Raw genomic sequence first — 19770 nt, forward strand, 5'->3', positions numbered from 1 at the left:
GCGGCTCAGTAGTTGGCGCCGCTGCGCCGCTGGTGAACGGCGGTGGTGGCGGCCGGATCCAGCAGGTCGCCGCTGAGGGCTTCGGCGTAGAGCAGCCAGTGGTCGCCGCATTCCATTCGCTGGCTCACCCTGGCTTCCAGCCAGGCCAGGGCCTCCGGCAGCAGGGGTTGGCCGCTTGGGGTGGCGTCCAGATCCAGGCCCGCCAGACGATCGGCCCCCGGGGGGAAGGGCTGCAGGAACCGTTTCATCGGTCCGCTTTCCTTCCCGGCCGCCAGCACGTTGAGGCAGAAGCTGTCCCCCACGTGCAGCAGGCTCTCCATCGCCCGATCCTTGGCCACGGCGACGGTGAAGCCGGGGGGGCTGAAGCTGGCCTGGCTGACCCAGCTGGCCACCATCGCGCCACCGATGGCCTCAGGACCATCCCCTTTGCGGGCGAGCACCACGCACAAGGCACCCACCACGCGGCCGAGGGCCTGAATCGCCGGGTTGGTGCGGCTCTCGCTCAGGCCTCCGCCGGTGCTGCGCCGCTGGGTCTGGCGATGCTGGCTGCGCAGGCGGCGGCCCAGGGCGGTGCCGGTTTCCTCCAGGGTGCGCAGGGTGGCCAGATCGGGACTGAACTTGATCCGGATCGGATCGAAGGCGAACTGGAAGCCGCCGTCGCGGAGCTTGCTTTCGAGCAGGTCGATGGCCTCGCCGCTCCAGCCGAAACTGCCGAACACCCCCACCGGCTTGGCCCGGTCGCCTTCGGCCAGCACGGTGCCGAGGGCCGAGACGATCGGGGTGGGTGCATGGCCGCCGAGGGTGGGGGAGCCAATCAGCAGGGCGTCGCAGGTGTGGATCGCCTCCAGCAGCTGTTCCGGCGGCGCGAATTCACAGTTGATGCTCTCCACCCGCACGCCACTGCGGGCCACCCCCTGGGACAGGGCATCGGCGATGGCCGCGGTGTTGCCGTAGGCGCTCGCATAGAGCAGCGCCACCGACAGGCTGGCCTTCTCCTGGCTTTCGCCCCAGCGGCGATAGTCGGCCAGCAGGCTGCGCCAGCTCTGGGCGATGGCGGGTCCATGGCCCGGGGCGATCGTGCGGATCGGTAGTTCATCGAGGCGGTCGACGACCGTCTCCACCTGGCGGGCCATCGGCGCCATCAGGCAGTCGTAGTAGTAGCGGCGGTCCTCCTCGGTGCTGCTGCGACTCGCTTCGGCGAAGTCCTCGGTGCAGAGGTGGGCGGCGAAGAACTTGCCGCTCATCAGCAGCCCGGTGCTGGCCTCGAAGGCCATCAGGCCCCCGGGCCAGCGGGGGGTGGGGGTGGGGATCAGGGTGAGTTCATGGCCGCTGGAAAGGGTGCGGCTGGTTTCCTGCTTGACCACCTCGATGGTGGGCAGGGGCACGGCGTCGGCTGGGGCGGCGGCCTCACCCCCCGGGCCTGGCCGCTGCTGCTCCCACAGTTCGCCCAGCACCTGGGCGCCAGGGTTGGAGGCCACCAGCACTGTGGCGGGCCAGCCCGTCGCCAGCTGCTTCAGCAGGGCCACCCGGTTGGGGTTGAGGTGGCTCACCACCACCTTGAGGGGGGCGTCGGCCGGCACCAGTTGGGCCAGCTGCCCCAGGAAGGGTTCGGCGAAGGAGGCCCCCGGTGGATGCACCAGCACCGGGGCGCCTCCAGCGGCGCCGGGCTCAAAGAGGAAGCTGTTGGCGGTGGTGCCGCGCTCGAGGCCGTATTCCACCTCAAAGCGCAGGCGCCTGGGGCTGAGGCCGCGCAGGCAGATCAGGCCGGGTTCCACCGGCAGGGTGATGACGCGCCGATCGGTCGCGCTGGGAGAGGAGGTCATCAGTAGTGGTTGCCCACCTTGCGGTGGTGCACGGCCGTGGCGGCGGTGGTGTCGGCCACGTTGCCCTCTTCCACCACCGCGTAGATGATCCAGTGGTCGGGCCCCTCCATGCGCTGGGTCACCCGGCAGCCCAGGTAGGCGAGGGCATCCCCCAGCACAGGGCCGCCGGCGGCCACGCCCTCGAGGATGGACACCCCGGCGAAGCGGTCGGCCCCCGGTGGGAACCGGCGCAGGAAATGGCGCAGCAGCGGCTGGTGGTTGTCCTCCCGCAGCACGTTGAGCACGAAGCGATCGTCCACCTGCATCAGGGCCTCGATGGCCCGGTCTTTGGCGACGGCCACCGTGAGTCCCGGGGGGTCGAAACTCGCCTGGCTCACCCAGCTGGCCACCATGGCGCTGCTGCGGCTGCCGGCCTCGTCGTCCTGGCGGGCCGTGACGATGTAGAGCCCACCGCTGAGGCGCCCCAGGGCCTTGTCCAGATCCCCATCGATGGACTTCATCGCGGCGATGGTCTTGGCTTTGGTGAGCAGCTGGCCCAGGTCGGTGCCGGCCTCCTCGCAGCGCTGGTAGTCGGCGCCGCTCGGCACCTGGCGAATGCGCAGGGGCTCGAAGGCCCATTTCTGGCCCAGGTTGCGCAGCTGGCCGGCCAGGGTGTCGATCGGTTCGTCGTTGCCGCCGAAGGCGTCGTAGCACCCCACCCACTGCTTGGGATGCAGGGCGGCCAGCAGGGTGCCGATGGCCGTCTGCAGCTCGGGATCGGGGGAGGCCGGCCAGGTGGGAACCACCACGGCGCTGGCCTCGCCGATCAGGGCGGCGAGCTCCTGGGCGTCGGTGCCGCGCAGGTCGACGAGCTGCACCTGGCCGGAGGCCTTGCCCACCCCCCGGGCGATGGCCTGGCTGAGCCGATCGCAGAAGCCGTACTGGCTCAGGTAGCAGACGGCCGCGTAGGCCTCCCCGGCGCTGCGCTGGCCGCTCCAGTCGCGGTAGTCGCCCACCCAGAGCGGCAGATGCTCCCGCAGCAGGGGGCCATGGCCCACGGCGATCGTGGTGATCTCCGGCAGCCCCTCCATGCGCTTGAGGGCCTGCAGCACGCTGCGGGCGTTGGGGGCCATCAGGCAGTCGTAGTAGAAGCGGAAGTCCGGCGCGATGGCCCCCGGATCAACATCGAACAGGTCGTCGGAGCAGTAATGCAGTCCGAAGGCGTCGCAGGTGTAGAGGAGGCCGGTGCCGTGATCGAACGAAAAGATCGTGTCCGGCCAGTGCAGGTTGGGGGCGCTGAGGAAGCTGAAGCGATGGGCCACGCCGCTGTCGGGATTCACCCCCAGGTCGAGCTCGTCACCGCTCTTGACGGCTCGGCTGCGGAAGGGACGATGCACCTGGTCCTGGAGGAACTGGATCGCCACCTTGGAGCCGACGATCTCGATGTCCGGGTGGCGGTCGATCAGATCGCCGATCAGGCCGGAATGGTCAGGCTCGGTGTGGGAGACGATCAGGTGGTCGATCGCGGTGGGGTCGATCAGACCCTCCAGCAGGGGGATCCAGGTGTCACGGAACTTGGCGTGGCTGGTGTCGACCAGGGCCGTGCGCTCGCCCCGCACCAGGAAGGCGTTGTAGGTGGTGCCGTTGCGCAGGCCGAATTCGATGTCGAAGCGACTGCGGTCCCAGTCGAGGGAGCGGATCGCCGTGGTGTCGGCCGCGATCGGTTCGCACTGAAGGCTGAGGCGCGGCTCCGCCGTCTGCGGCGGGGAGGGTGGGGCGCTGGCGGTGCTGCTGCTCATCGGGTCAGACTCCTTCCGCAGGCCTGTGACTGTAGGCAGGACGGTGTCTCTTTCGATGTAGTCGCGGAAGTGGCAGGCCCCTTGCCGAACGGTGGACAATGAAGCAGATAAAAACCGTCGATGAGCTGATTTGTGGCCACTGGAGATTTGGAGCGGTTTCGGGAGGCGTTTCGCCGCCTGGAACGGCGTCTTCAGGAAGCCTCCCGTTCCGATCGTTTCAAGCCCCCGACCGGGCTGGCCACGGCCCGCCTGCACCTGACGGACCCCGGTTCATGCGAGGGGATTTTCGGAGAGGTGCTCGACCTGAGCGTGGATGGCATGAAGATCGCTCTGGCGGCGGGACACGCGCTCACGGTTGGTCAGAGCTGCGCCTTGGTGGTGGGTGACGGGGAGGGAGAGACTTACGACCTGAGAGGCACCGTGCGGTGGATCGAAGCCACCATGTACATCTCGGTGATTGGCCTCTCCCTCGATTCCGCCGACCGCCACGAGGCCTGAGGCCTCAGCCGGCCACCGTCACGCTGACCGTCGTCAGGGACTGCGCCTTGGGTGCCGTCACGGTGAGCAGCCCATCGCGGTAGTGGGCTTCGAGGGCGTCCCGCTGGATGCCGCCGGGGAAGCGGAAGCTGCGGCTCCAGGTTCCGTAGCGGAATTCGCTCAGCAGGGGAGCGGGTCGGCGGCCCTCAGCTGAGCTGGAGGTTTCTCCGTCCGGCTGAGGGGCACGGCGCTCGGCCGTGATGATCACGGAGCGGTCGGTGGCCTTCACGTCGATGGAGGAGCGGTCGACCCCAGGCAGTTCCAGGGCGATCGTGTAGCTGGCTTCGGTGTCGTGGATCTCGGCGGCGGGAACCCGCTCGGCCGTCTGCAGCTGTTGCTCCAGCCGGTCGAACAGATCGAAGGGGGAAGGATGAAGCGTGCGCATGGTTGGTGCTTCCGATGGGAGCGACGGGGATGGCCGGGTGAGGAACCACCCGCTCCGTCAATGTGCCCGCCTTGCCCGGGTGCTCCGAGGGGGAGAACCGATGGCTCAGGTTCGGTCCCCCCGACCGGGTTCGGCCCTTTCACCAGCGGCAGGGGGAGAACCGCCAGGGGCCTGCGGCAGCCACCACCAGGTGGCGAAAGCGGCCGCCTGCCCGCAGGGTTGGCCGTCACCATCCTGCAGGGTCCACAGTCGGGCCTTCTCGATGCGGAAGCGCCGCCCGTCGCTGTCGATGCGGATGCCGGCGTAGCCCTCCAGGGCCACGCAGCGGCGGGCCTGCTCCAGGGCGAGGGCCCGGCTCTGCCGTTCGGCTGGTTCGGCGGTGAGGCGGGAGGGCAGGCCCACCATGGCGCTCCAGGGGCGGCGCCAGAGCAGCAGCGCCGCGCGGTTGGCATAGATCAGACGCGGATCGGCGCTGCCGTCGTGGGCCAGCACCACGGTGGTGGCCACGAACAGTTCCTGGGCTGCCTGCAGCGGCGAGCGGCCGCTCTCCACGCCGGCCAGCAGGGGCCGATCGAACGCCAGCCGGTGGCCCCGGATGAGGCTCCCGGCGGTGGCGACGGCGGCGGCGCTCAGCCACGGGGGCGAATCGGGCGCTGGGATGGGTCCGGCCTCAGCGGGGGGGATCGTGGTCCTCGGGCATCATCATCCGCATGGCTGCATCCATTTCCGGGGGGGCCTGATGGCGCCGGCTGCCGAAGGCGGAAAGCACCCGGCCGGAGAGCACGCTCTGCAGCAGGGTGGGCTGGGAGGCGAAGCGCTTGCCGATCGCGGCGAAGGTGAAGAACAGCATCAGGGCGGCGATGACGTTCCTGGCCAGCTGCACGAACCAGTCGTTGAGCCGCTTCATGCCCATGGCATCGGCGCTGTTCTGGTAGCGCTTGATGAAGGGATTGAGGTCGTTGCTGAGCTTGGTTTTAACGACGTCCAGGGGGACGTTGATGCTGGCGGGCAGGGCCGGGGCCTGGCCGGGCAGCAGCCGCATGGCCTTGAGGATGTCGTCGTAGGTGCGGGCGCTTTCGATCGCCCTGGTGGTGGCGATGTAGGCGCTCAGTTCCCGGGTGTCGGTGGCCCTGAACTGGCGCAGCAGGTTGATGCCGCTGTAGAGCTGCAGTGGGATTAGCAGCAGGTAACCAAAGGCGATCCAGAAGCTCAGGGGCCGCAGCAGCGCCACACGGCGCCCGATTGGGCGGGAGTCGGGATCGATCAGCCTGGCGAGCAGCAGCAGCACCGCGCCCACCATGGCGATGGGCCCCGAAGCGAGCAGCTTGTCGCTCACGGCCTGAAGCCAGAGAGGATCGATCAGGCGCACCGGCCAGGCCGCGGCGATGATCCCCAGCAGGAACAGGACGAACAGCAGCATTGCCCCCCAGTTGAGGGCGAGGGCGACCTCCTCGACGTAGTTTTCGGCCAGGGGCACCTCCCTGCCCGCTCGCGGATGGGCTTCCGGATCGCGATCGGCCGTGGACTGGGGGTCGGCTTGGGGGCTCATGGGGAAGGGAGAGAAAGCACCGGAGGAGCGGCTCTGGCCTCAGGTGTGGACGGGCTCAGGTTGTTCGATTGGCGAGCGGATGGCCAGAGTCCACCCATGAAAAAGCCCGGCATGACGCCGGGCTGGAGCCACTGCAGGGGGCGGAATCAGGCTTGGTGGAAGTTGGCAGTGTTGATGCGGCGGCGCAGCTTGCGGGAGAAGCCGAAGGCTGCGGCGGCACCGAAGACGGGCAGGGGGCCGGGGACCGAATTGGTAGGACCGGGCTGAGGACCCACTTCGCGGATCAGCTTGCGGGTGATGGCATCTTCAAATTCGGGAAACCCTTTGGCGACCTCCACAAAGCCGGCACTGGCCTTGGCGGTGGCATCGGTCACCACATTGGCCAAGAGGAAGTCCTCGGCTGTAGTACCGCTCGCATCAACAGCCAATCCATTGATGATGATGCCTTCAGCTTCAGCGCGTAACCGTTGGGTGGCGACACTGGCTAAAATAGCTGGATTTCCAGGATTTGATCCAGGCGAGGCAATTGTCCGGTTTGGTTCACCATCTGTCGATATGTCAATCACAGTGCCGTTAGGCCTAGTGGAGACGTAATCGTTCCCAAGAATAGAATCAATCGCGGCCTTCATGCCGCAATCAATGCAGGTGAAGCCGTTGTCGTCCTTACGTGGCAGCCTTACTGCTGGAAGGCCGGTAGGGGGGGTCCTAAGGGCTAGAATAAAATTGTTAAGGGATGCCTGATCAGTAATATGAGTCCAGTTGATTGAAGGTGTAAATGCTGTTGTGCTCCATTGGCCTACAGCAATGGCAAGTCCCCCGCCGCTGAAGGTCTTGGCGATCTGCTCTTGGACGACAGCATTGCTGAAGGCATTGGCGTAACCGTCAATATAAGTACGGTAATCGGAAGAGCTAATGCTGCCGGAGACATCCAACGACAGGAACAACTCCTGGAAGACGTTGGTGACAGCCTTGGCCTGCTGGGCGCCGCCGAACAGGGTGATGGCGATGGCTGCGGCGGCCGCTCCTCCTCGGAGCAGGGGCTTGAGGGTGGTTCTCATGGCGCGGAAAAGTGGGGGGTCGTTGTGGTTTTCCGGAAATCCGGAGACTGCCTGAAGACAGGCAGTGCACATGGCCTCCAAGGAGGTGAGCGGCCAACCGTCGAAAGTTAGCATTAGATGAAAGGATATTCACCCTTTTGCCGCGAACTTAACAAAGGGTTAAAGGCGCCGGTGGCCTGGTCCGGGGGTGAAGGCAGCGGTGCGGTTCGGCTGGGCGCTGGCTTCAGCCTTCGCTGTCGTTGCCGGTGGCCATCGCCCGCGCCATCGCCTGCTGGGCCATGCCGGCCCCATGGGCCTTGAGCGTGTCCAGAAACAGCGCATTGGCCTCCGGGAAGCGGGGCTCCTCGGCCAGGGGCAGGGGGCCGGCGCCATCGAGGCCCGATTCCCCTTCCATGGCCGGCGTGATCACCACCAGATCGGGATCGAGTGGGGCGTCGTAGCGCCACCAGCGGGCCGGATCGGCGATGGCGGGATGGGTGGGATGGGGGGCGTGCTCCACCGGAGCCACCACCCCCTCCCGGCGGCGCTTGGCCAGATCGCCCAGCAACTGGCTGCGGGTGCGGCCCCGCAGCTGGAACAGAACGAACGGGTCCTCGCTGAAGCGATCCCCCATCAGGTAGTAGACGGCGCTGATGTGCTTGCAGGGATTCGCCTTGTCGGGGCAGCTGCACTCGCTGCGCACCTCCTGGAGCTTGAACGGGAACAGCCGCTTGCCGCTGGCGGCGAAGGCGCGCTCGATGTCAGCGGGCATGATTCCCGCCAGCAGCTGGGCCGACCAGCGAGCCTTCTGGCTCAGGGCCTCAAGCACATAGCCCCAGTCCTCGTCGTTGAGCACGTCGAGCCAGAGCTTCACCTTGTACGGGTCTGGATCGGTGCCCTGCACCCGGGCATGGACGCGGCGACCCTCGAAGCGGATCGAGACGACGTTGCCCTCGCGGGCGTAGGTCCAGGCGCGCTCCAGGCGCTTCTTGAACCGGTAGGAGTGGATCAGCTCCATCCACTGCTCCACCCACCAGGGCTGCTGACCCAGTCCCTGCTGGCCCAGCTGGGTGGTGATGGCGCCATTGGCGCCGGGGAAGGAGCTGGTCATGCCGCCGGCCTCAGGCCCCCATCCTGACGCCTACCCGACCCACTGGCCTAGGTTGGCCCGACGCAGGGCGTGGAGTCCTTGAATCGCATCACGTTCGGCGCCGGCGACGGTTTTCACAGTCTTCTCAGGGCAAGGGTTCACGATCACTTCGAGGCCACCGGGCAGGATCGGCGCGATGCGCCGGCCATGGTGGTCAAATCGGCCCTGATCCTGGGCTGGTTCGTGCTCACCTACGCCTTGCTCGTCTTCCAGGTCAGCAGCTGGCCAGGTGCTGTGGCCCTCTCGGCCTGTCTCGGCCTGGCGATCGCCGCCATCGGCTTCAACATTCAGCACGACGGTGGCCACGGTGCCTATTCGCGCCACCGCTGGATCAACAAGGCCGCCGCCATGACGCTCGACCTGCTGGGCGGCAGTTCCCTGATCTGGGCCCACAAGCACAACGGCCTGCACCACACCTTCACCAACATCTCCGGCCACGACGACGACATCAATCTCGGCTTGATCGGACGTCTCTCGCCCCACCAGCCTCACCGCTGGTGGCACCGCTGGCAGCACCTCTATCTCTGGCCCCTCTACGGAATGCTGCCGATCAAGTGGCAGTTCTTCGACGACTTCGTTGACCTGGCCAGCCGGGGCCGCGGTGACCATTCCCTGCCCCCGCTCTCTGCGGCCGACTGGCTGGTGGTCGTCGGCGGCAAGGTGATCTTCTTCTCCCTCGCCTTTGCCCTGCCGTTGCAGCGCCATTCCTTCGCAGCGGTGATCGGCTGCTACCTGGTGACGGCGATGGTGCAGGGGATCGTGCTGAGCGTGGTGTTCCAGCTGGCCCACTGCGTCGAGGAGGCCGACTTCCCTGGCGTTGCTGCCGCCGACGCCGGCATGGGTCCCTGGGCCGACCACCAACTCGCCACCACAGTGGATTTCAGCCGCTCCAACGGCCTGCTGAGCTGGTTGCTGGGGGGCCTGAACTTCCAGGTGGAACACCACCTGTTCCCCCGCATCTGCCACGTCCACTACCCCCAGCTCTCCGCCATCGTCGAGCAGACCTGCCGCGATTGCGGTGTGCCCTTCCGCAGCCACCGTTCCTTCCTGGCCGGTGTGGCTTCCCACTACCGCTGGTTGCGCCGCATGGGTCAGAAACCTGCCGCCGCCGCCCCCCTGGCCCTGCCGGTGCTGCTGCCGGTGATGGGGGAGCCGGAGGTGGCGGCGCTGGTCAGCCGCTGAGTCGGCAGGTCGTCAGGGCCCGTCCTCCAGGGCCACCAGATCCCGCAGCTGGCCCACGTCGAAGCCGCCGAGCCATTCCTCGCCGCTGCCGACGATGTCGGCGGCCAGCTTGGATTTCTCCTCGATCATGCGGTCGATCTTCTCCTCCACCGAACCGCTGGTGATGAACTTGTGCACCAGCACCCGGTTGGTCTGGCCGATCCGATAGGCGCGGTCGGTGGCCTGGTTCTCCACGGCGGGGTTCCACCAGCGGTCGATGTGGAAGACGTGGCTGGCCCGGGTCAGGTTGAGGCCGACGCCGCCGGCCTTGAGGGACAGCAGGAACAGCTGCGGACCACGGGGATCCTCCTGGAAGCGGTCCACCATCGCCTGGCGGTCGACCTTGCTGCTGCCGCCATGCAGGAAGGGCACATCCTGGCGCCAGCGCTGTTCCAGGTAGGCCTTGAGCAGGTGGCCCCATTCGGCGAACTGGGTGAACAGCAGGGCCCGATCGCCCGCTTCGATCACCTCCTCGAGGATCTCCTCCAGCCGCAGCAGCTTGGCGCTGCGGCTGGCGAAGCCGTTCTCCACCCGGCCCTCCTTCAGGGCCAGGGCCGGGTGGTTGCAGATCTGCTTGAGGCGGGTGAGCAGGGCCAGCACCTGGCCATGGCGTTGGCCCAGGGGGGCGCGGGCGATGGCGTCGAGGCTGTCGTCGACGGTCTGGCGGTAGAGCTTCGTCTGCTCCGCCGACAGGCCCACCCACTCGCGCAATTCCACCTTCTCCGGCAGGTCGGAGATGATCGAGCGGTCGGTCTTGAGCCGCCGCAGGATGAACGGCCCGACCCGGGCCTTGAGGTCCCGCAGGGAGCTCATGTCGCCGTAGCGCTCGATCGGCAGGCGGTAGCGCTGGCGGAAGAAGCCCTCCTCTCCCAGCACCCGGGGGTTGAGGAAGTCCATCAGGGCCCACAGCTCGCTCACCCGGTTCTCCACGGGTGTGCCGGTGAGGGCGATGCGGAAGCGCCCCTGCTTGCCGGGGCGGGCCAGGTCGCGGGCCGCCTGGCTCTGCTTGGCGGACGGGTTCTTGATCGCCTGGGCTTCGTCGATCACCATGCCCTGCCAGTCGATGCTCTCCAGCAGTTCGCTGTCGCGCTGCAGCAGTCCGTAGCTGGTGAGCACCAGGTCCACCCCGTCCAGTGCCTTGGCCAGCTTTTCCGGGGTGGATGGCCGACGCGGGCCGTAGTGCTCGCGCACCTCCAGATCCGGCGTGAAGCCCGCCGCCTCCCGCTTCCAGTTGGTCAGCACCGAGGTGGGGGCCACCAGCAGGACGGGCCGCTTCAGCTCCTGCTCCACCTTGAGGTGCTGCAGGAAGGCCAGCAGCTGGACGGTCTTGCCCAGGCCCATGTCGTCGGCCAGGCAGGCCCCCTGGTCGAAGCGGTGCAGGAAGGCCAGCCAGCCCAGGCCCCGCTCCTGGTAGGGCCGCAGCTGGCCGGCGAAGCCCTCCGGTGCCGGCAGGGGATCCGGGGCCTTCTGCTGGTGGTACTGCTCCAGCACGGCGTGCAGCCTGGGCCCGGCGGTGAAGCGATGCACCGGCAGCCGCATCAGGGTGTCGCCGTCGCTGGCCGTCAGCCGCAGGGCATCGTCGAGGCTGAGGTTGGGATCGGCGGCGCAGAAGCGCTCGGCGTTCTTGAGATCGCTGGGGCGCAGCTCGATCCAGGCCCCCTTGTGCTGCACCAGCGGACTGCGCTTGGCGGACAGGCGCTCGAGGTCCTTGAGGGTGAGGGTGACCCCGCCGATCATCAGCTCCCACTTCCACTGCAGGCTTTCCCCCAGGGAGAAGCCACGGGAGCGCTCGGGCAGCTCGGCTTCGATCGAGAGGCCCAGCCGGCTGGCCAGGCCCCCACTGAGGCTGGCGGGCAGCACCACGCCCACCCCCACGTCGCGCAGCTGGGTGGCGGCGGTGCGCACCAGCACGAACGCCTCGGCTGGCGTGAGCTGCATGGTTTCGGGAGCGGCCGCATCCAGGCCCCGCCCGATCGGTTCGAACACCTGCAGGGCCCGGCCCATGCCTTCCAGCAGCAACTGGCCCGGTTCGGCCACCTCCACTTCGCCCAGCTGCAGCCTGCCGTCGCCCGCATTCCAGACCGTGCGGGCCGGCATCCGCAGGCTGGGATCGGCCTCGGCCTGCAGGGAGAAGCGCAACTCCCAGAGCTCCTCGCCCTCCTCGGGGGTGAACAGCTCCAGGCAGGTCCTGGCCGGCGCCACGCGCCCGGCCACCGCTTCGCGCCAGTGGTGGGTGGCGACCGCCAGCCGCTCCCGTTCCTCTTCGTCCAGCTCAAGCCGGCCGGGACCGGGACCGAGGGCTTTCTGCCAGGCGCCCAGCAGCGGATCGAGACCCTCGGCCGGGGGGCGGAAGCCGGAGCGCAGCTGGCCATCCAGCAGGGCCTCCAGCAGGCTGGCCACCCGCAGCCGGCCGCTGCCCGGTCGGCGGCAGGCCAGGGCCCCCTCCCCCGACACCCCGGCCGCCATGGCGCAGGTGGCCACCTGGGGCAGGCGGATGGCCAGTTCTTCCAGCCGCCGCCGATCCCCCTCCCGGTTGAGCAGGGGCAACCAGCGGGCCCGGTCCTCCTCCACCTGGGGCAGCCAGCGGCCCCGGGCGATCAGGCTCAGGGCCCAGCGCTCCAGGTGGCTCCACCAGCGCAGATCGTCCGCCAGGCCGGGATCGTCGCCCGAGAGGGGCAGCCCGGCGAGCCAGTCGCCGGCCCCGGCGGGATCGAGGGCCAGCCCCTCCACCCGCCAGGGCCACCACTGCACCTCCTTCGGGATCGGCTCGCCCGCCTGCAGCGGCAGGCCGCTCCAGGCCGCCAGCCCCTCACTGGCGGCCTTGCGGCGGCCGCGGGCCCCCTGGCTGCGGCTGGGCAGGGTGAGCAGGGCCTCCGCCGGGCGGAAGGCCTCCGACCAGAGGCCGTGGTCATCCAGCCAGGCGCCCAGATCGTCGACGCTGAGGGACAGGGGATGGTCAGGAACGGTGTGCAGCGGCGCCACCGGTGCGGCGACCCGCCAGGTGTCGGCCCAGAGCAGCAGTCGGCCACCGGCCCCTTCAGGCGGAAACAGCCAGGTGGCGTGCAGGAGGCTCATGGCCGCAAGGCGGGCAGCAGGCGTTGGGCGCCCCTCAGCAGCAGGGCGCTGCCGATCAGGGGAAGCCAGAGCGGCAACCAGCCGCGCATCAGGTCGACAATCGCCTCAGCGGCGCCGTGCGCGAGGGGCTGGTGCAGCAGGGAATGGATCTCGGGAACGGGCAGGGCCAGGGAGGTGATCAGCACGGGTCCTCCCAGGCTGCGGATGCCGCACACGGCCCCCACCAGGCCGGCGGCCAGGTGCTCGTCGTCGGGATCAACCCGCTGCAGGTGGAAGGCCAGCAGGCCGTAGAAGAAGCCACAGCCCGCCGACCGCAGTCCGCTGTCCAGGCCGGCCGGCAGCCCGATCAGGGCGGCGGCCAGCCCGCCCAGCAGCGCCCACGACAGGGACTGCAGCCGCAGACGGGCACGGGAATCGTCGGACGCCTGGGTCAACGGCAAGGCCTTGGCGATGGCCCGATCATGCCTGGCCATCGGCAGGCTTACATTAATCAGTGATACTGGCCATGCCAGCGGTTCAACCAGCACAGCCCTTTTCGCAGCCTTTCTCCGCCCCCAGGCCGGTCATCGGGCGTCGTTCCGTTCACGGCCATGGGTGTAGGGATCCCCATTCCGGCAGGCCACCACCTTGAGCGCCGCCCATCTGCCACCGCACGCCTCCGACGCCCACCAGGCGAGGCGCGCGTTGCCGGAGATGCTCCAGATCGCGACGGCCATCAGTGGTGCGGCCAGCCTTCCTGCCCTGTTGCGGCAGATCCTTTCCAGCGCCAGGGATCTCACCCTCAGTGATGCGGGCAGCATCTACCTGGTGGAACAGGAGAAGGGGGAGAAGCGGCTCTGGTTCACGGCTTTCCAGAACAGCTCCCTGGCGGCCCGCGGGGCGGGCATCGATTCGGGGCTGCTGGATGTGCGCTTCCCGATCACACCCGAGCGCCTTGTGGGCTGGACGGCCCTGCATGGCGAGGTGCTCAACCTGCCGGATGTGTATGCGATTCCCCCGGACCGTCCTTACCACTTTGATGCCGGCCTTGATCGCCGCACGGGCTACCGGGCGGTGTCGATGCTGGTGGTGCCGCTGCGAACCATGGCCGGAGACGTGGTGGGGGTGATGCAGTTGATCAACAGGAAGCAGGAGTCCTCCTCCATGCTCACCCCCGAGACGGCCGCCGCCCTCGTGCGTCCCTACGACGCCGGCGACCAGCAGTTGATCGAGGCCCTGGCGGCCCTGGCGGCCGTCTGCGTCGAGCGGGCCCAGGCCCTGGAAGGGCAGCAGCGGCAGATTGATTCGATGATCGCCCTGCTGGCGGGAGCGATCGATGCCCGCAGCGCCCACACCGGCCAGCACTGTTCCCGGGTGCCGGAGTTGGCGCTGCTGCTGGCGGAGGCGGCGGAAGCCATCGAGGTGGGGCCGCTGGCGGCCTTCCGCTTCCAGGGGGAGGCGGAGCGGCGGGAGTTCCGTACAGCGGCCTGGCTGCACGACTGCGGCAAGCTCGTCACCCCCGAAGCCGTGGTGGAGAAGGCCACCAAGCTGGACGCCCCGACCAACCGGATCCATGAGATCCGCACCCGCTTTGAGGTGCTGCTGCGGGATGGACACATCGCCAGGCTCGAGGGCCTGCTGGCGGGCGGTGACCCGGCAACCCTGCAGCGGGACTTTGCCCAGCTGGAGCAGGAGCTGCAGCGGGATTTCGCCTGCGTGGCCCGCTGCAATCAGGGCAGCGAAGGCACCGATCCCGAAGATCTCGCCCAGCTGCAGCGGCTGGCTGTGCGCCGCTGGTGGCGCCATTTCGACGACCGACTGGGCCTGGGCTGGGAGGAGCAGGCCAGGCGCAGCGGCCCGCCGGTGCCCTTGCCTGCACCCGAGAGTCTGCTCAGCGATGCCCCCCACCACCGGCTGCCCAGGCCCGCTGCCGAGGTGCCGGAGGCCAGCTGGGGCTTCAACCTGACGGTGCCGGAGCTGCTCTACAACCGTGGCGAGCTCTACAACCTGTCCGTGGCCAGGGGCACGCTCACCGGCGAGGAGATCTACAAGATCCGCGAGCACATGATCCACACGATCGTGATGCTGGAGAGCATGGCCTTTCCCCCGTCGATGGACCGCGTCGCGGAGATCGCCGGGGGGCACCATGAAACCCTCGACGGCCGGGGTTACCCGAGGGGACTGACGGCGGAGCAGCTGTCGATCCCGGCCCGGATCCTGGCCATCGCCGACATCTTCGAGGCCCTCACCGCCGCCGATCGCCCCTACAAGCGGGGCATGCCCCTGTCCCAGTCGCTGGCGATCCTGGCCGGCCTGCGGGACCGTGGCCGCATCGATGCGGACCTGTTCGATCTCTTCCTGCGATCCGGGGTTTACCTCACCTATGCCCAGCGATTCCTGGCCGCCGACCAGATCGATCCGGTGGATCTGGACGCTCTGCTGCAGCCCCGGCCCCCGTCGCCCTGAGGCTCGGCACGGTTCTGGCAGAGGGGCGCAGAGCCAGCGGGACGGTTCCGGTGGCATGGTGGGTCGCGAGGCCGAGAATGACGCCTACTTGCTGGTATCTGTCGCTACGAAATGCTGGACCATCGCCACGACGACGCCCTGCTGCCGCTGCATGGTCCCGATCGCCATCCCAACGTGATCCAGGAGCTGCTCGGTGAGCTCTATGCCTCGTTCTCCAGCGTCAGGGAGGGCCGGGTGGCGGACTACATCCCCGAGCTGGCCAAGGCCTGCCCCGATGATTTCGGCATCGTCATCGCCACCTCGGGTGGGCGGATCTACGAGATCGGTGACACGAGAAAGGAATTCACGATCCAGTCGATCTCCAAGCCGTTCATCTATGCGCTTGCCCTGAAGCTGCTGTCGTTTGACTTCATGGCCAGCAAGATCGATGTGGAGCCTTCAGGGGAGGCCTTCAACGCCATCAGCCTGGATTCGGAGTCGGGGAAGCCGCGTAATCCCATGATCAACGCAGGGGCGATCGCCGCCTCCGCCCAGATCTGTGATGCCGACCCCAGCGGTGCCGTCGACCTGCTGCTGGATTATTTCGAGGAGCTGGCCGGCCGCCGTCTGACGATCAACGAGGACGTCTACCTCTCGGAGAAGCAGACGGGCCATCGCAACCGCGCCATCGGCCACCTGCTGCGCAACTTCAACATCATCGAGTCCGACCCTGAACCCGCCCTCGATCTCTATTTCCGCCAGTGCGCCATCTCCGTCACCTGCCACGACCTGGCCGTGATGGCCGCCACCCTGGCCTGCCAGGGCCGCAATCCCTTCACCGGCGGCCAGCCACTCCCCCACGACATCACCGTCAGGGTGCTGGCCCTGATGGGCACCTGCGGCATGTACGACTTCGCCGGCCAGTGGCTCCATGACGTCGGCATTCCGGCCAAGAGCGGGGTGGCGGGTGGCGTCATGGCGGTGATCCCCGGGCGGCTCGGCATCGCCACCTATTCCCCGCCCCTCGACAACTTCGGCAACAGCGTGCGGGGGGTGGCGGTCTGCCGCCAGTTGTCGGCGGGGGTGGGACTGAGCCTGTTCAATCAGTACTCCCACACCGATGCCACCATCCGCCGTTCCTACCAGGGCTCCCAGCGGAAATCACGCCGCTGGCGCAGTGACCGCGAACTGCAGATCCTGGCTCCCCACCGGGATGAGGTGCGCATCATCCACGTGCAGGGGGTGCTCGATTTCGGTGGCATCGAGCAGCTGGCGGCCGAGCTGGTGCGGCTCAGCAACGACGTGCGCATTCTCATCCTCGATCTGGCCCACGTGACCGAGTGCCCGCTGGAATCCTCAGGGTTGCTGGATCGCCAGCTCTGCTCGATGGAGGACGAGGGCGTCGAGATCCTGCTCTCCCGTGCCGGCCGGCTGCCCCTGGTCTCCATGCCCGACTGGAGGATCACCGATCGGGTTTCGACCTACGAGCATCTGGATTCGGCCCTCGAGGCCGCCGAGGACCAGCTGCTGTCGTGGTACGACACCGTGGCCGAGGGGCCCAATGGTCACGGTTCGGGGGCGATCGAGGCGCACGGGCTGCTTCAGCAGCTCTGTGGAGAGCATCGGCAGATCCTGGTCGAGCAGATGTCCCTGCGGGCCTTCATCGCCGGTGATTTCGTCATCCGCCGCGGCGATCCAGGCGACGAACTGTTCCTGGTGCGCTCCGGTTCCTTCGACATCGCCCTCGACGTCAAGACGGGCGATGGACACTCCCATTCGACCCGGCTGGCCACCTTCGGCCCCGGGCTCTGTTTCGGCGAGATCGGCTTCGTGGCCCAGACCCCCCGCACCGCCGACATCATCGCCACCAAGCCGGGGGAGTGCTGGGTGCTGCACCGCAACGCCTTCGAGGCCCTCAGCGCCAGCCATCCGGACGTGGTGATCGCCCTGCTCAAGGCGCTCACCTGCGACATCGGCGCCAAGCTCAGCCAGACGAGCGTCCAGCTGACCCTGATGGAGCACTACTGAGCGCCCGCCGGGCTCCGGCGCTGGGCGATCATGCCTGTGCCAGGACCTCTCCCTGCGTTCCCGTGATGGCTGCCGACCCCACCCTCCCCAGGCCTCGCCGCGGGGCCGAGATCCGTGAAGCCTTCCTGTCGTTCTACCAAGGGCGGGGCCACCGGTTGATGGCGAGTGCCTCCCTGGTGCCGGACGACCCGACGGTGCTGCTCACCATCGCCGGCATGCTGCCGTTCAAGCCGGTGTTCCTCGGCCAGGCGGCGCCGCCGGCGCCCCGGGCCACCAGCAGCCAGAAGTGCATCCGCACCAACGACATCGAGAACGTGGGCCGCACCGCCCGGCATCACACCTTCTTTGAGATGCTGGGGAACTTCTCCTTCGGCGACTATTTCAAGGAGCAGGCCATCCGCTGGGCCTGGGAGCTGATCACCGAGGTGTTCGGCCTCGATCCGGCCCACTTGGTGGTCAGTGTCTTCCGGGACGACGACGAGGCGGCGGCGATCTGGCAGGACGCCGTGGGGGTGGACCCCAAGCGGATCATCCGCATGGATGAGGCCGACAACTTCTGGGCCTCCGGCCCCACGGGCCCCTGTGGCCCCTGCTCGGAGATCTACTACGACTTCCACCCCGAACAGGGCGATGACGCCATCGACCTGGAGGACGACGGACGCTTCATCGAGTTCTACAACCTGGTGTTCATGCAGTACAACCGCGACGCGGCCGGCACCCTCACGCCCCTGGCCCGGCGCAGCATCGACACCGGCATGGGCCTCGAGCGCATGGCCCAGATCCTCCAGAAGGTTCCGAACAACTACGAAACCGACCTCATCTATCCCCTGATCGAGACGGCCGCTGCGCTGGCGGGGCTGGACTACCCCGTCCTCGATGCCCGTGGCCAGACGTCACTCAAGGTGATCGGCGACCACAGCCGGGCCATCACCCAGCTGATCGCCGATGGGGTCACCGCCTCCAACCTCGGCCGTGGCTACGTGCTGCGCCGCCTGCTGCGCCGGGTGGTGCGCCATGGCCGCTTGCTGGGCATCGACCGTCCCTTCCTGGTGGCGATGGGGGAGGCGGCGATCGCCCTGATGGCGGCGGCCTATCCGCAGTTGCTGGTGCGGCGGGAGGTGATCCTGGCCGAACTGGTGCGGGAGGAGGCCCGCTTCCTGGAAACCCTGGAGCGGGGCGAGAAGCTGCTGGCCGAGGTGCTCGCCGCCCGGCCGGAGCGCATCAGTGGCGAGGCGGCTTTCGAGCTCTACGACACCTACGGCTTCCCCTTGGAGCTCACCGAGGAAATCGCCGAAGAGCATGGCCTGACAGTGGATCTGGACGGCTTCGAGGCGGCCATGGAGCGCCAGCGGCAGCGGGCCAAGGCCGCGGCTGTCAGCATCGACCTCACCCTGCAGGGGGCGATCGACCAGGTGGCCGGTGCCCTCGAGCCCACCGACTTCCGGGGCTACGAGGCCCTCGACCAGCCGGCCTGTGTGCTGGCTTTGGTGGTGAACGGCGAACCGGCCACCGTCGCTGGCGCCGGCGATGCGGTGCAGATCGTGCTGGACAGCACGCCGTTCTATGGCGAATCCGGCGGCCAGGTGGGCGACCGGGGCGTGCTGCTGGCGGGGGACGCAGGTGCGGGCACCGAAGCCGGCCTGATCGTCGCCATCGAGTCGGTGAGCCGCAACCGCAGCGTGTTCGTGCACGGCGGCCGCATCGAGCGCGGCAGTCTGGAGGTGGGCCAGGTGGTGCAGGCCCGGGTGGATCACACCTGCCGCCGCCGCGCCCAGGCCCACCACACCGCCACCCACCTGCTGCAGGCGGCCCTCAAGCAAGTCGTCGATGACGGCATCACCCAGGCGGGATCCCTGGTTGACTTCGACCGGCTGCGCTTCGACGTCCACTGCCCCCGGGCCCTGAAGGCGGCCGAACTGGAGCAGATCGAGGACCTGGTCAACGGCTGGATCTCCGAGGCCCATCCCCTGGAGGTGGCGGAGATGGACCTGGAGCAGGCTCGGGCGTCCGGCGCCGTGGCGATGTTCGGCGAGAAGTACGGCGAGGTTGTGCGGGTGGTGGATGTGCCCGGGGTCTCGATGGAGCTCTGCGGCGGCACCCATGTGGCCAACACCGCCGAGATCGGCCTGTTCCGGATCATCGCCGAGACGGGCGTGGCGGCCGGGATCCGCCGCATCGAGGCGGTGGCCGGTCCAGCCCTGCTCCCCTACCTGAGGGAGCGCGACCGGGTGGTGCGGGAGCTGGCCGATCGCTTCAAGGCCCAGCCCGGCGAGATCCTTGAGCGGGTCGCCGCCCAGGCCGAGGAGCTGCGCACCACCGCCAAGGAGCTGGTGGCAGCGCGCGGTGCTTTGGCGGTGGCCAAGGCCAGTGCCCTCGCGGAGCGGGCCGAAGCGTTCGGCCCCCATCGGCTGCTGGTGCAGCGCCTGGATGGGGTGGACGGGGCCGGCCTCCAGGAGGCGGCCCAGCGCCTGCAGCAGCAGCTCGGTGAGGGGGCGGCCGTGGTGCTCGGTGGTCTGCCGGATCCTGGGGAACTGGGCAAGGTGATGCTGGTGGCCGCTTTCGGCGCGGCGGTGGTGGCTTCCGGCGCCAAGGCGGGAGCCTTCATCGGCGGCATCGCCCAGCTCTGTGGCGGCGGTGGTGGCGGCCGTCCCCAGCTGGCCCAGGCGGGAGGTCGAGACGGCGGCGCCCTCGACGGGGCGCTGGTGGAGGCCCGCCGGCGGCTGGCCGACCAGCTGGCCGGCGTCTGAGCCTCAGTGGCTGGGG

General features: G+C 68.6%; 14 protein-coding genes. 5 read left to right on the forward strand and 9 right to left on the reverse strand.

The window, feature by feature from the left end:
• Positions 1-5: 5 nt before the first annotated feature.
• Both VB739_RS05120 and VB739_RS05125 read right to left on the reverse strand, forming a co-directional pair.
• Entirely contained in the window at positions 6-1823 is a 1818-nt protein-coding gene (locus tag VB739_RS05120; RefSeq protein ID WP_323356032.1) for a diflavin flavoprotein, read from the reverse strand.
• On the reverse strand, positions 1823-3601 hold the full coding sequence (locus VB739_RS05125; RefSeq protein ID WP_323356033.1) for a diflavin flavoprotein: 1779 nt from the start codon (positions 3599-3601) through the stop codon (positions 1823-1825). The genes VB739_RS05120 and VB739_RS05125 overlap by 1 nt, the downstream gene beginning before the upstream one ends.
• A gap of 147 nt (positions 3602-3748) precedes the next feature.
• Here VB739_RS05125 and VB739_RS05130 point away from each other — a divergent pair, with 147 nt between their 5' ends.
• Complete coding sequence (locus VB739_RS05130) at positions 3749-4099, forward strand: PilZ domain-containing protein (RefSeq protein WP_323356034.1); 351 nt, start codon at positions 3749-3751, stop codon at positions 4097-4099.
• Between the two features lie 4 nt (positions 4100-4103).
• Here VB739_RS05130 and VB739_RS05135 read toward each other — a convergent pair whose 3' ends face one another.
• From VB739_RS05135 to VB739_RS05155, 5 genes are all read right to left on the reverse strand, one after another.
• The gene (locus tag VB739_RS05135; RefSeq protein ID WP_323356035.1) at positions 4104-4523 is read right to left on the reverse strand and encodes an Hsp20/alpha crystallin family protein; all 420 of its coding nucleotides are present in this window, start codon (positions 4521-4523) and stop codon (positions 4104-4106) included.
• A 105-nt stretch (positions 4524-4628) separates the two neighbouring features.
• Complete coding sequence (locus VB739_RS05140) at positions 4629-5075, reverse strand: MEKHLA domain-containing protein (protein WP_416233302.1); 447 nt, start codon at positions 5073-5075, stop codon at positions 4629-4631.
• Between the two features lie 118 nt (positions 5076-5193).
• The gene (locus VB739_RS05145) at positions 5194-6072 is read right to left on the reverse strand and encodes a hypothetical protein (RefSeq protein WP_323356036.1); all 879 of its coding nucleotides are present in this window, start codon (positions 6070-6072) and stop codon (positions 5194-5196) included.
• 146 nt (positions 6073-6218) lie between these two features.
• Positions 6219-7130: a DUF1194 domain-containing protein gene (locus tag VB739_RS05150; RefSeq protein WP_323356037.1), complete on the reverse strand. Its 912-nt coding sequence runs from the start codon at positions 7128-7130 to the stop codon at positions 6219-6221.
• Between the two features lie 223 nt (positions 7131-7353).
• Entirely contained in the window at positions 7354-8220 is an 867-nt protein-coding gene (locus tag VB739_RS05155) for an SWIM zinc finger family protein (RefSeq protein ID WP_323356038.1), read from the reverse strand.
• 69 nt (positions 8221-8289) lie between these two features.
• Between VB739_RS05155 and VB739_RS05160 the strand changes: the two genes are divergently transcribed.
• Positions 8290-9441: an acyl-CoA desaturase gene (locus VB739_RS05160; protein WP_323356039.1), complete on the forward strand. Its 1152-nt coding sequence runs from the start codon at positions 8290-8292 to the stop codon at positions 9439-9441.
• 12 nt (positions 9442-9453) lie between these two features.
• On the opposite strand, the gene VB739_RS05165 is transcribed toward VB739_RS05160, so the two are convergent.
• Together VB739_RS05165 and VB739_RS05170 are read right to left on the reverse strand one after the other, a co-directional pair.
• The gene (locus VB739_RS05165; RefSeq protein WP_323356040.1) at positions 9454-12555 is read right to left on the reverse strand and encodes a DEAD/DEAH box helicase; all 3102 of its coding nucleotides are present in this window, start codon (positions 12553-12555) and stop codon (positions 9454-9456) included.
• A complete protein-coding gene (locus VB739_RS05170; protein WP_323356041.1) occupies positions 12552-13028 on the reverse strand; it encodes a hypothetical protein in 477 nt (158 codons plus the stop codon). Before VB739_RS05170 ends, VB739_RS05165 begins: the two co-directional genes overlap by 4 nt.
• Before the next feature lie 220 nt (positions 13029-13248).
• Here VB739_RS05170 and VB739_RS05175 point away from each other — a divergent pair, with 220 nt between their 5' ends.
• From VB739_RS05175 to alaS, 3 genes are all read left to right on the forward strand, one after another.
• Positions 13249-15000 (forward strand): HD domain-containing phosphohydrolase, encoded by a 1752-nt coding sequence (locus VB739_RS05175; RefSeq protein ID WP_323356042.1) that lies wholly within the window; start codon positions 13249-13251, stop codon positions 14998-15000.
• Between the two features lie 111 nt (positions 15001-15111).
• Positions 15112-17007, forward strand: coding sequence for a glutaminase A (gene glsA, locus VB739_RS05180; RefSeq protein ID WP_323356043.1), 1896 nt, complete (start codon positions 15112-15114; stop codon positions 17005-17007).
• Positions 17008-17072: 65 nt separating this feature from the next.
• A complete protein-coding gene (gene alaS, locus VB739_RS05185; protein ID WP_323356044.1) occupies positions 17073-19754 on the forward strand; it encodes an alanine--tRNA ligase in 2682 nt (893 codons plus the stop codon).
• The last annotated feature ends 16 nt before the right edge of the window (positions 19755-19770 follow it).

Source organism: Cyanobium gracile UHCC 0281 (assembly GCF_034931305.1).
Lineage (GTDB): Bacteria > Cyanobacteriota > Cyanobacteriia > PCC-6307 > Cyanobiaceae > Cyanobium > Cyanobium gracile_A.